Raw genomic sequence first — 12,875 nt, 5'->3', positions numbered from 1 at the left:
GCCATAGAGTCCCTAATGCTTAAGTTTTTCCGGTACATCGCTGTTTGTCTTTTACTTTGCTGCACCAACGCCCTCGCGGCCACGAACATAGGTACCTGGAACCTCGAACATCTCAGCATCCGGGACACGAAGGATTTTGTCGCAATAGCGAAGGTTGCAAAGAAAGTCGATTTTCTTGCCGTTCAGGAATTGATGAGTGAAGAGGCTCTCGCCGCATTGGCCAAGGAACTGACCAGACAAACCGGCAAGCAATGGAGCTTCATGGCTTCGCACGCTGTGGGTCGATCGACCTACAAAGAAATGTACGGCTTCGTGTGGAAAGATGAGGCTATCGCGTATGAAGACGGGGCTGTGACCTACCTCGATCGAAAGGATACATTTGAACGAGAGCCCTATTCAGCTCGATTCAAATCCCTCACTGACAATTCCTATTTCGTAGTTGCAACAGTCCACATTCTCTACGGCAAAAGCCAAGCTGACCGTGCCTCAGAGATAGTGGCGCTCTCGAATTATTGGTCGTGGCTGAAAGATACCTACCCAGGCAACAGCCAGATCATGCTGATGGGTGATTTCAACACCCCGCCTACCTCCCCTGCCTGGGATAGATTGGACTCAAGCGCAAGACCACTTGTACTGAATGGCGCAACCACCCTTTCCACCACGGACGGAAAATTCGCCAATCTCTATGACAACATTTTTGTCAGCAAGGACTCTACAATGAAGGTCAATTCGGTGCAGGTGTTTGACTATCCAAAATATTTGAGATTGAGCCATGTTCAAGGTCGACGCAGCGTATCTGATCATGCACCGATTTTTCTGAATGCCGAACTCAGCAAAAGTGGCACAGGCTCGACGTCAGTGACCGCCGACCAGGCACAGACCAAAACTAAGTCAGCTCAAGCAAGGCAAAACAAAAAGTCACTCAATGTCGCCATCATTGGTAACCGGAAAACTTTGGTTTACCACCGTCCGGATTGCCCGTCATATGATGCGGTGTCAGAAAAAAACCGCGTGTCTTTCGATAGTGAAGCAGATGCGGTTAATCAGCATTTTCGCTTGGCGGGTAACTGCAAGAAAACTTGATGCACCGGCGGTGCGGACGGCCGCGATCAAAGAGCTTTGGTAAATACCAGCGTCCTTGAGGCAGCTTAATTTTTAAGGCCGGGCGGGAGAGCTTCGTGTAACGCTGGTTTGCTGCCCCTGGCCACCGCTCCTCCAAGGACGAATGAAGACCGACGACGATATCTTTAGAGAGCGGTCGGCAGACAACTGTCGGCCCGTGATCGCAAGCTTCAGGCCGGCTAGATCCTAGAGCCGAGGGCCAAGCGTCTAATTAGCTTTGTCTGATTGATGATGGCGCCAAGCACCGCACTCTAACTACCATCAGACTCATAACATCCGCCACGCCTGAATCCTCAAATAGCAGACATACTCACCATTCTAATACTATCTTAGTAGCGCACTTTTACCTGCCCTCCCTGGCAGCACCCCGCTCACCTACGTAGCCAACCAGCAGCCTGCCAACAGCCACCCCGTGACGCCCCGGAGCCAATTTTAATGGACATGATGAGGTTCAACGACTTTTACCTGCGCCTTTACAATGGCGACGCCAAGCAGGACGGCCCGGCCATATTGGAAGATTTCTACACCCTCTGGCGGGAAGCGGAAAGTTCGGGCGTGGACGCAGAGTCACTCCACGAAGAAGCAAAGGGCGTCCTTCAGCGGATCGTGGCCAAAGACCTGTTCTTATTAGCAGCCTGTGAATGGATTGGAAAAAAGGGTCATTTCAAGCTCGGCAAGGCATTGGCCCATGAGATCAGCATCCGTTACCTGCAACACCCTGAGTTGCTGAAATTTGCGCTATCCGAGACCGCCGAAGAATGCGCCACCACCGTAGCCCGTAGGTTGTGTGCGCTGGATGTTCCGGTAGCTGTTTCACTCGGATGGGCACTGAGCATGAGCGAAGACCTACCTCCAAGCCAGCTGATTGCGAACACCACAGCCAAAGTGACCAACTTCCTAGCTACGGAGCATCCGGCAACCTGTAAACGCCTCCTGCATGCAGAGTCGTCACCGTTTGCTGACTCGCAGGTTGCTCAGCAACTGGCGGAGAGGCTTGCCAGTGAACTTGATGCGCTGGAAGCCTTGCCACACCTGGTTGAGCTCCAAATGTCATCGGAAATGCGCCGAAGCTTCCGCTACCTTCGCCGGAGAGAAAGTCGAGCGATCACCGGACGTGCGCAAGGCGAGTCCTTCCTGGCCGACATGTTCATGCTCTCGGAGCATTTCAAATACTCCAATCAGGTTGCCGTGGAATACCTGAACGATCAGCAAGCGGTAGAGACCATGATCCCCATGTTCACTCACGAGATGAGTGTGGAACTACCCCAGACCTGGATCGCCGATCCCCTCCTTTATGGACACATGGTGGCGATTCTGTGGAAGGAGGCTTGCCAATGAGTATCCAACTTGTCCTGTCCCATTACCTCTCAGGGCTTCGCGAACGCGACGAGTTAGACGCCCTCCTCCCGGATCTTCTTCAAGCGATGGGCCACTCGGTGCTGAGCCGCGCCCAAGTTGGTGTGAACCAGGGTGGGGTTGACGTGATGTCCACGAAGGAAAATGAAGAGGGTGGCACCGAAGTCTTTCTGTTTGTGATCAAGTTCGGGAACGTAGGCCGAAGTGACTTCTACGGCAGTCAGCAAGCGATCCTTCCGTCTATCCTCCAGGCGTCGACCGAGTACCTCCGGAACCGATTGCCCGAAGCGTTGCGCGGTTTCAAGAAACGGATCGTCCTTGTCTCCAACGGTATTTTGAAACAGGACGCCCAGTCGGATTATGCCGCCCTGTCGACCCAGGTAACCGAGATGGCCCCACTGTGCTCGCTGGATTTTTGGGGCATGGATCAGCTGAGCCCGCTCATTGAGAAGTACCTCTTTGACGATGCGCTGCTGCTTGAAAAAGGTAAATCTGATCTCCGAGCAGCACTGGCAGGCCTAGAAGACACGCACTCGTCATTCTCCAGATTCGTGCGGTTCGTCGATGATTGCTTGAGCGCCAAGGAAGATGACCAGGACGTATCCGGCAATTCTCGTCGGAACCGCTTTTATAAACGCGCGGCTGCAGCAGCAATAGGATGGGCAGTGCTGTTGGTATGGGCCGAGAGTGAAGGCAACCAAAAGCCAGGGGTTCTCGCAGGTGAATACCTCTTACTGCGGCTATGGGGTGAATCGGTCAAGTTGGGGCTGCAGAATGAGGCTCAGTTCACCAAGAGGTTCGAAACCCTTGCCCAACTCCACGCCGATGCACTATTGCGGTACTACGAGCGAGTGATGCCATCACTACTCAACCGTCGGAATGTCCTCCGGTATCGCCCAGATCACGTGCTTTATATGGAATTGATTTGTGATGAACTTGGCCGGCTAGGCACCATGCTCCTGCTGTTTCTCGCACTGAAAGTCGATCGGACAAGAGTCGTAGCCATACACAGTTGCCTAGTGTCTCTCATTAACGAACATAACGGCTGCTTCCTGCCGGTCTATGACGGACAGGCCATCGATCTCTCGCTTGCTATGGGGGCGATCCTGGCAACCGGTGATACCACCAGCGCACGCTTTATGCTTCAGGAATGCATAGATCGCTTCGACACGGCTCTTCGGCAGAAAAGGATCATGCCTGTAGACACTGATGACCTAGAAGACGCAATGGCGCTGTACTACGGAAAGGAAACTGACAGGGCACGATTCTTCCAAACCACGACGTTGGTGCCGATGCTAGGAACCATGGCCGCCGTGCTGGGTGATCAGGAGTGCCTCAACCAGCTCTCTGAAGAGATTGTTCCTCGACTAAAAGGCGTGACCAAGGAACGCTGGTTCCCACAAAAGGCGCTGGAGACACTGATATGTTCCGACACCTACGTGAATACTGTTGGGATATCACGAAGCCTTTCTGGCTTCCAGCAGTCACCGGCTGAAGAAATGGAGGTATCCCTGAAGGTACCTAAGCAAGCCGCTTCCCCCGAAGATTTCGCTTGGCACGGAACTCCCTGGGAAGTATTAATTGCGATATCGGCAAGGTTGCACCGCCATCCAGTGCCAACTTGGTACCTGGCGAAACTCGCCGGAGTGCAGAAGTCTCCATAATATTGCTCGACCTATCCCAACAGTTCACCCCATCGGGGGACAGGCCCGACTTATACCTTGATCGCGAGGTGGACGCGCCGCGCCCCTCAGCATAACAACTAGAAAATTAAGGCAAATCCATGGATGTGCAAGAGATGTACGAAAGCCTGCTGAACGGATTTCAGCAAATTGTATTTGATGACTTGGTTCCGAAATTAGCGCTTTACCACTCTCTGAATAAAAAGTACCAAGAGAACAATGATGTATTCATCGACAAGGCCGGCATATTTGCTTATGTAATACAGTCACTGGAGGTCGACACTCTCCTGATTATGGCCAAGCTACTAGACGGAAAACGGTCAGACCGGAACATCATCAAATTTATTGACTTTAGCGAAAGCAACCGCCTGACCATTAAATGGAAAGACGGGAGCATTCCTACGGAGCAAATAAAAAAACAAAGAGAGCTCATTGCTGAGAACCAAGCGACCATAGAACGGATCACCGTGCGTCGAGATAAATTCCTGGCACATTCCGATAAAAAATATTTCCTGAACAGAGAGAAGCTTGACGAAGATTACCCTGTAAGTATAGAGGACTTGATAAACCTGACTCGGTGTTTTCAGAAGATACTAAGTGAACACAGCTTTGGCTTGAAAAACGGGGGACGAGTATCTTATGAGGATTTTTTCTACATCGCAGTGGATAACTTACTGAACAAAATAATGTATCCACAGCACTTCAAATGAATCTATTTAGGCAGCAATCTCCAACGCTCGGCTTCTGCTCTGCCGAGGCCGTCTGCGCTCATCGAGCACGCCAATCAAAGAGTAAATTGTTCCAAAGCCCCCTGATCGAGGCACTCTTGAGCAACCTCCGACACTGGAACTGAGGGCTGCCTCACAAAGAGGGAAATGTCGCTCTAACAACGTGTTGAGTGCGCCGCTTTTCTTGCAGCTGGATACCAAATGCACTAATGGACACCAAATGCATCCACTTGAGTTGCATCGAGCCCAGGCAAAACCGGAAGCTTGAGTGAGTTCTGGCCCCTCAGGCCAGGACAGCCCACCTACAGGAGTTGCCATGACCCGCCTACGTTTCATCCCTATTCAACTGAACTACTATCCACACACAAATGAAGCGCTGTTCGCGATTGCCCTATGGCCGGTGTTGTTCGCGGTTGGCTGCTGGCAAACGCCACAAATCGCCCAGTTTCTGAACACTCAGGGGCTTGAGATCAGCACGCTGCAGGTCTTTCTGGCAGGCTTTGGGGCCTACCTGTTTTTGCTCAGCAAGCACTCGGTATTCAACCGCCGCTATTTCAAGCGTCACGCAGTCGATATTGCCTGGAATAACCGGCTGTGCGAGGTTGAGCAGGAGATGGTTGCCTCAGGCCAGGCTGGTACAGATATGCACAGGGCTGTGATGAGCGAGATAGTGCAGCTTCGCAAGCAACTGGGTTTCCTAGTCGACACGGACAACTTCTACCGCAGGCTGAAAATCTTGATCGATGTGATGAGTTGGCTGCGCAGCAAGCTCAAGTAAATCAGCCATCTCGTGCAAAACACAGTCCGGGTTCGCAGCGTTGAACTCGGACTCTACCGTACCTGACCAAGAAGTTGGAATATGTACCATGACAACCGAGCTAAACACTCACAGCATCAGAGGACTCACCCGTCTCGCACTACCTGCTGACGATGGATACATCTACCGACTAGGCATAGCGCTATATGGCTTTGCTTCGCTGAGCAGCTTCATGGCCGAAGTCGCCCACCATATGGATCCGCGTATCAATCGCACGGAGCTTCAGGCGAAAACAGGCGGAGATATCCTGAGCGGGTTCCGCAAAAGCGTTAAAAAAGCCAAGGATACGATGCCGGAGGTGGATCCTATTGGCCGGATCGCGGCTGACATGTTCCAAGCACTCAATACCAGGCGATCGGACATAGTGCATGCCTACCCCATCACCGACGAGGCCAACCAGCAAATACTGCACCGTCGGCTGGACAAAAAAAATCGATACTTCGACGTCACCAATGAACTGCTGGACGAGTTCATCAGCAAGCTTCATGAGGTGAGCCTCAAACTCTACGAAATCCGCGCTATCGTGAAGCCGGAGCTCGGCGACTGATCACCGAGAACAGGAAAACCAAGGTCGCTCGGAAATGCAACCAGCTGCCATAACCCGCCCCGACACCACCTACCGACTGCGGCGGTAGGTATGGGCTGATGTAACTGCAACTTGGCAACTAAGAGATGAGAATCAAAACTGAGGGGAGGTGCAGCTACCACCTAGGTACGTTCAAATTAACGGCGCGGAAGGGATCGCATGTGCATGCACACGGTCTCCCACTGCCCGAACCGGAATCGGTTGTACTGGCGAACCAGGACAACTTTTCCATGATTGTTCATGGCGTATTCTCCATCTGATCTCAGCGGGCCGCTGATAGCCTTTACACCACGTGCAAAGCGAGCAGATGGATGACTGGCAGGAAGGAGAGTCCTTTGGTGGTAGCTGCAGGCGCAATGCTATCAGTGCAGCCAGAGCCTGGAAAGCCCAGCTGAAGGGTAAAAAACGATTCACTCCTGGCGCACTCTCAGCGAGTTAGCCTTTGGATTAGCCGTTGTTGTGAGAATTCCGCTGCAAGCGGCCACGCACGTCGTCCCCATCTCCCGGCTCAAGAAATAAGCGAGCGCTATCCCATCATCTTGTCGTAATGCTCCTGAAATTCTGTTCTGACAAACACTTGGCGGAAGCGCTCGACGTACACCGTCGGGTCGATCTCACCAAAATCGGTAATATTCACGGCATCAGCGTGGGATTCGCGGTTGATGTAGCGGTACAACGAGCGGAATTGTGGATCTTCATCGCTCAGATCTTCGAGCGCCTTGGCGAGCTTGTCTTGGCGGTGCACGAACGTGAAGTAGTACTCCAGGATATTTCTCATCATGTTCGGGATGACGGTGGCCGAGGTGCGGCCACTCAGGGCGTCCTTGATGGCCTGCCAGAAAGCTTGATAGTCGTTCTGGATCTCCTTGGGCTGCATCGCAACCACGGCGCTGTACTCGGACTTGGTGATCCGGAACAGCGCCAACTGGCCTTCCTGCTGACCACCGTTACCCCGGCCACGTCCTCCGTCTTCGTTCATGAGCTTGACCATCTCGTGAAAGAAAAACAGGTTGTGGGTCAGTATAATCACCTGCTGGAAGCGGGAGTTCGGGCTGATCACATGGCGCTTGATCAGGGAGGCAATGTCATACACGAAATTGTGGGACAAGCTTGAAATGGGATCATCAATTACGATGATGCGATCGCTGATCAACCTTTCCGCAGTCGAGTTCAGCTCACCGTTGCAGACTTCTAGAAAGTACAAAAACGAGATGAGCGTTTTCTCGCCCTCACTCAGCGTCTTGAACACACCCGCGCGTTGCTCGGGGCGCTGCAACCTGTATTGAGGAACATCTCCTTCCTCCTTGTTCAGCTCAAAACCTTTGAGTCCGAGGATGCGGAGCCAGTGGTTGATACTGTCAACCGACTGGTCGATATTCGTGATGGCGGCCCTAGACTGGGCGATGATTTCGCGCTCAGCCCTGGCCCTGACCCGCAGCGCCTCAATGTTGTCCCTGGCTTCTTGCTGAGCCAAGGCCAGCGTCTGATCCTCTTGAGCATAATGATCCAGCAACGCACCAGCTAAAGTCCTGAGCACGCCCCAGAATCGATCCTTGATCTGGGCGAGATGAGCCTGCTTGTTTTTGACCTTGAGGTTGAAGACGTCGATTTTTTCCTGTTCGACTGCAATGCACTCATTCAAGGCTTCAACCAACCCAACGCTGGACTCAAGCTCAACCACAATCGACGGGCTTGCCATCTTTTTTTCGATAGCCTGAACGTTACGCTGAAGGGCTGCAGTTAGGTTAGCGATAGCCAGTTGAAACGAGGGTTTCTGGTAGCTCGGGCTACTCAGGCGCTGCAGCGTTTGCTCGACAGCTCCGGCGTAACGGCGTTGCAGGTTCGTTAGGTCACGTATGCGCTGCTCGTAGGTTTTATCGAAGATCTTGGCAATCTCGCCATGAAAGCCTTCTGGTAATGGCTGCTGACAGAAGGGGCATAAATCGCCATCGATGGGGGGTAATGAGAGCGCATGCTGAACCCAGTCGGAATGGCCGAGCGCGTGGATGAGACCTGCCAAATAGGAGTTGTCTGTGCCCATGATAATCTCCCTGAAAATAGGGTTGGGCTCAAGCTCGGAGCTTGGGAAGCCGACAAGCGAAATAGAGGGCAACTGCGCGTCCGTTGCCGCCTGAAGCTCAGTGGCCTCCGCCATCAATTCGGCAGTTGTGACGGCATCCGGTGCTTCAGGTGTAGCCTGGATCCTCTCTAGCAGACGATCCTTGGTGTTCACGCCTTGAAAGCAGTAGGCCAAGGGTGAGCCATCGAATGGTGTTTTGAGCTTCCACAGGCCGTCTTTCAATGCCTGCTTCTCAGTGTCTCGCGCCGCCTTACTCGCCTTGCCCTTGGCCATCTCCTCCTCTTGCAGGGTCGACAGCAACTTGATTTCGGCCTGCGCAGCATTCAGAGCATTCTCGGCCTCAATGTTGCCAGCGTTGAGTGTAAACACCCCAGGCTGCGCTACGTCCTCATGGAAGTTCATCTCCATGAAGGTGTGGTTGTAGACCAAAATTTCGCGTTCGGGGTCAGCAGGCGCCATGCTACAACTCTGGTAGCACGCCTCGCCTGGCGTTTGCAGGTAGTTGCCAATCGTGCTCTTACCGGTGCCATTTTGCCCGTAAAGCATGCTCACACGCTTTAGAGGGCCGATGAGGGTCGGGGCGTTAGGCGAATAGCTTGATACGCCGCGTATGAGCAGATTCTCAATCACAAGGGCTGTCCGTGGCACAGAGAGAATCCGAGATTAAGCCCTCTGCCAAAAAATGCAATGTGCCACCACGCAACTCTTTCTGCCCCCAGAACGGCCAACACCTACCAGTCCGATACCGTTGGCGTAAGCTAGGGCGCGCAAAGCGCTGCTTAGATGACTTGGCCGGACGCATACGTCGGCAGAGAACTGTCGGCCCGTGATCGCAAGCTTCAGGCCGGCCAGATCCTAGAGCCGAGGGCCAAGCGTCTAAGTTAGCTTGGCCTGATTGATGATTGCACCGAAAGCCAAATGCAGATGCTACAACGCTGTCGCACAGCCATTCATATGGCGATTAAATCAGCATACGAACCCATGCTTGATTCGTTCTAGCTCTTCTATTACATGCTGATAAGTTAATTCGCTCTGGGCGTAACCCAGCGCACTGAGGCCTTCAAATACAGCTCTTGGATGCATCATCCACACCGCTGCCTTTACTTTGCACCCAAATACTCGCTCAGCGTGATGGCGAATCGGCTCCGCGAACTCCATGACGCTCTCCTCGTTTAAATCGGCCCGATCGCCATCAGGCCACAGCATTTGGCTGCTGTCGATGCTGATAGTCATCCAAACAGGCTCCGCTCGATCCTATTTCACCAAGCTCTCAACAACACCAGAAAGCACTTCGAATGCTTGGGATGTGGAGCAGTGACTTATTGCTGCAGAATAGTTGACCACGTCCCTCGCAGTATCATCATCTAGAACGATTGTCTCGGCATTGATCCAACACGTTGGCCATTAGTCGAAACGTTACTGGCACCGCAGCGAGTCCGGCACCTTCTTCACAGAAAACACGCGATAGAGGGAACATTGTGGCGTCTTAAGAGGCCTCCCAAGCCCCGCCAGTGTCGATAGCACTCCATCGCGATGACGCATTTCGCTCTCTACTGTGCTGCGCGGCCTCAGGCCCGAGTAGTAAAAGCGTCTTATGCAGGTTCTCCTCGCTTGGGTGTCGACCGCTGTCCTCCTTCCAATAGATCCACGCATTGAAATACGGTTTCTCACGATCCTCGATGATATCGGGACGCAAGCGGACAATTTCTGAAGGTTTGGGGTTGGCTCGGACGGTCGCCTGAGTCGGAATGGCCTGGTTCAGTTGCTCTAGGAAATCCTTGGGTTTCAACCGCTCACCACTCGTCCCGTCCGACCTGAGTACCGCAACTAGGTCGCCATACATATCACCAAAGTAGTCCCTGATTCTGTAGCCGTTGAACACCTCGAAAGGGAAGAAACCCCTAGTTTCGCCACGGGCGGTAAGCGTTAGTACGAAGGGGGTGTCACGGGTCGAGAATAGACAATCGAAGCTCGCGGCGCCCGTGGTGACCAAGAACTGCTGCATGTCGCTGCCGATTGAAATCATGCTGCGGTGAAGCAGCCTGAGAGAAGTCATTTCCATCCAGCCTCATCCCTTAAAAATCTTGACTAGACATCATGGCAAGGTCAAAAAGGAGGAGCAATCAAAATGCCATCATAAATCTTTTAGTTATCATCGCAGCAGTTCCATTTGTTGCGCACTCAGCAAACTTATGCCTGGCTATGATTCACGAAATCCCTGCCAAATTTGCAAACTGAGCTACGCTTCATCGCTATATTGGTTTCGCTAGACAGGGATCGTCAAAACGTGAAGCGACTACTTCTCTTAAGTGGCCCAATGGCCAGTGGCAAGACGTCGGTTTCCTCTGCGCTCCAAGAGTTTTATGGTTTTGTTCCGATAAGCAGCGGCTCCTTTCTACGTGCGCACCTAGTTTCAAAGGGCGAGCCACTTGATCGTCATAACCTCCAAGAACTCGGCGATTCTTTCGACAAGGCCACCGATTTCTCCTGGCTCATAGAATCCGTGGCAAACCCATCCATTCAAACTCGGCCAGACGTCGAAAACTGGCTACTGGATGCCGTCCGCAAGCCCCGGCAGGTTGAATTGTTCAGACTCCGTTTCGGCAAGGCGGTAAAGCACGCGCACATCATCGCGCCCGAGTCTGTCCTGGAGCGTAGGTACGCTGAGCGTAGTGCAACAGGCCTGAACGAATATAGAAACGATGTGTTGCATCCAAACGAGCAGAGCGCCCGCTCGCTCTCAGGTTTTGCGGACAAAATTCTCGACACGGACAGGTACACCCCGTCTCAAATTGCGGATGAAATAATGGGAATCTGGGAGATGTAGCGCATGGAAACTCGGCAGATCGTAGTAATCAGTGGCAAGACATGTAGCGGCAAGAGTGGATTGGCCAGCTTGTTGGTGAAGGAATTCGGCTTCGTCGTGGTTTACGATCGTCGAGCCACTGATGATCCCGAGTGGCGACTTGGCATGGCGCAACCCGACATGCTTGATCGTCGTGATGGAGCAAAAGACGTTGACCAATGGATGCTCCGGGAAACCCAGGCAGTATGCGGGCAGGAGAATGATGACCGACCGCTAGTCGTGGATCACCTGAATACGCTGGCGCAGGTACTACAGTTTCGACAGATCTTCGGAGCAAACCTTGTGCATGTGCACCTCTACGCAAGCGACCCTACGCTCCAAGGACGTTATGCAGAGCGAATAGAGGGCCAAACCAATCCCTTGCCTTATGACGAGGTTAATCAGCTCAGGGATCAGGCAGAGATCCAGGCGCTGAAAGATGATGCCGACGTCCGTGTTTACACCGAACGCTCCGACTCAAATGACACACTCGTGCGGGTTGCCGCCCGCTTGCATCTGTATACACCGCCTGAAATCAGATGCGTAGATGTGCTAATCGGCGGGCAGTACGGCAGCGAAGGTAAGGGCAACATCGTCGCCTACCTTGCGCGCGAGTACGACGTAATGATTCGTGTTGGTGGGCCCAATGCCGGACACACAGTAGCCAGCTCTGACGGCCCCTACACTTACCACCATCTGCCTTCTGGGTCGCGGGACGTAACGGCACGACTACTTCTCGGCCCTGGCATGACGATTCATTTGCCAGGGCTTTTGAAGGAAATCGAGGAGTGCGGTATCGACGAAGATCGACTTTTCATTGATCCCCAGGCCACCATCATTGAGGAGGAAGATATCGGGACAGAGAGGGGTGGGCATCTGGTTTCAACCATTGCATCCACAGGAAGCGGAAGTGGAGCAGCCGCTGCTCGACGTATTTTGAGCAGGGGCAGAGATATTCGGCTCGCAAGAGATGTAGAAGAGCTCCGCCCGTACGTCGGCACTCCTGGCAACTATCACGGCTGCACCTCAGACCGCTTGGAAGAAGCCTACCGCAACGGTCATTCGATTTTGTTGGAGGGAACTCAGGGTAGCGGGCTGAGTATCTTTCACGGAGATTACCCTCACGTGACGTCCAGAGATACTAACGTTGCAGGATGCCTGGCTGAGGCAGGAATATCGCCGAGTAGGATCCGCAAAATTCTGATGGTCATTCGCCCGATGCCGATTCGTGTAGGCGACCCAGATGGTGAGGATGGGCATACTTCCGGGACGCTTAAACATGCGACTAGCTTTGATGACATCGCAGCTTTCGCAGGCCTTGAAGCCAAGGCGTTGAACGCCGCAGAGAAAACCTCCACCACCAAGCGCAGCCGGCGGGTAGGATGGTTCGAATGGGATCAGTTCCGAAGAGCATGCGCCCTCAACGCTCCGACAGACATAGTCCTGACGTTTGCCGATTACTTGAAGTCATCCAATAGCAAGGCGCGCAGGTTCGAGCAGCTTGATCCGGACACAATCAAATTTGTCGAGGAGCTGGAGCGCGTTTCTCAGGCGCCTGTCTCGCTTATCAATACCCGATTTTCCAGAGACCCCGGCGCTAGCGATCTACGCTCTCTGATCGATCGACGCAACTGGACTGCACGTTCGGACAGGAGATAA

General features: G+C 53.1%; 11 protein-coding genes. 8 read left to right on the top strand and 3 right to left on the bottom strand.

The window, feature by feature from the left end:
* The first annotated feature begins 15 nt into the window (after positions 1-15).
* The 6 genes from AOA60_RS32805 to AOA60_RS24375 all read left to right on the top strand — a co-directional run bounded on the left by AOA60_RS32805 (position 16) and on the right by AOA60_RS24375 (position 6,252).
* Complete coding sequence (locus AOA60_RS32805; RefSeq protein WP_099586499.1) at positions 16-1,083, top strand: endonuclease/exonuclease/phosphatase family protein; 1,068 nt, start codon at positions 16-18, stop codon at positions 1,081-1,083.
* A gap of 474 nt (positions 1,084-1,557) precedes the next feature.
* Positions 1,558-2,460 (top strand): hypothetical protein, encoded by a 903-nt coding sequence (locus AOA60_RS24395; protein WP_099586498.1) that lies wholly within the window; start codon positions 1,558-1,560, stop codon positions 2,458-2,460.
* Positions 2,457-4,142, top strand: coding sequence for a hypothetical protein (locus tag AOA60_RS24390; protein WP_099586497.1), 1,686 nt, complete (start codon positions 2,457-2,459; stop codon positions 4,140-4,142). Before AOA60_RS24395 ends, AOA60_RS24390 begins: the two co-directional genes overlap by 4 nt.
* A gap of 119 nt (positions 4,143-4,261) precedes the next feature.
* On the top strand, positions 4,262-4,870 hold the full coding sequence (locus AOA60_RS24385) for a hypothetical protein (RefSeq protein ID WP_099586496.1): 609 nt from the start codon (positions 4,262-4,264) through the stop codon (positions 4,868-4,870).
* Between the two features lie 334 nt (positions 4,871-5,204).
* Complete coding sequence (locus tag AOA60_RS24380; protein ID WP_099586495.1) at positions 5,205-5,666, top strand: hypothetical protein; 462 nt, start codon at positions 5,205-5,207, stop codon at positions 5,664-5,666.
* Between the two features lie 211 nt (positions 5,667-5,877).
* On the top strand, positions 5,878-6,252 hold the full coding sequence (locus tag AOA60_RS24375; RefSeq protein WP_143522559.1) for a hypothetical protein: 375 nt from the start codon (positions 5,878-5,880) through the stop codon (positions 6,250-6,252).
* Positions 6,253-6,817: 565 nt separating this feature from the next.
* On the opposite strand, the gene AOA60_RS24370 is transcribed toward AOA60_RS24375, so the two are convergent.
* From AOA60_RS24370 to AOA60_RS24360, 3 genes are all read right to left on the bottom strand, one after another.
* Positions 6,818-9,001 carry an AAA family ATPase gene (locus tag AOA60_RS24370; protein ID WP_099586493.1) on the bottom strand — a complete coding sequence of 728 codons (2,184 nt, stop codon included), beginning with the start codon at positions 8,999-9,001 and terminating at the stop codon, positions 6,818-6,820.
* Positions 9,002-9,337: 336 nt separating this feature from the next.
* Positions 9,338-9,604 carry an MbcA/ParS/Xre antitoxin family protein gene (locus tag AOA60_RS24365; protein WP_256592883.1) on the bottom strand — a complete coding sequence of 89 codons (267 nt, stop codon included), beginning with the start codon at positions 9,602-9,604 and terminating at the stop codon, positions 9,338-9,340.
* 253 nt (positions 9,605-9,857) lie between these two features.
* The gene (locus AOA60_RS24360; RefSeq protein WP_099586492.1) at positions 9,858-10,433 is read right to left on the bottom strand and encodes a DUF6037 family protein; all 576 of its coding nucleotides are present in this window, start codon (positions 10,431-10,433) and stop codon (positions 9,858-9,860) included.
* 225 nt (positions 10,434-10,658) lie between these two features.
* Between AOA60_RS24360 and AOA60_RS24355 the strand changes: the two genes are divergently transcribed.
* Both AOA60_RS24355 and AOA60_RS24350 read left to right on the top strand, forming a co-directional pair.
* A complete protein-coding gene (locus AOA60_RS24355; RefSeq protein WP_099586702.1) occupies positions 10,659-11,198 on the top strand; it encodes a hypothetical protein in 540 nt (179 codons plus the stop codon).
* A gap of 3 nt (positions 11,199-11,201) precedes the next feature.
* The gene (locus AOA60_RS24350) at positions 11,202-12,875 is read left to right on the top strand and encodes an adenylosuccinate synthetase (protein WP_099586491.1); all 1,674 of its coding nucleotides are present in this window, start codon (positions 11,202-11,204) and stop codon (positions 12,873-12,875) included.

This window comes from Pseudomonas sp. 2822-17 (assembly GCF_002742485.1).
GTDB lineage: Bacteria > Pseudomonadota > Gammaproteobacteria > Pseudomonadales > Pseudomonadaceae > Aquipseudomonas > Aquipseudomonas cyclaminis.
This window is presented reverse-complemented; position numbering and strand designations above follow the sequence as displayed.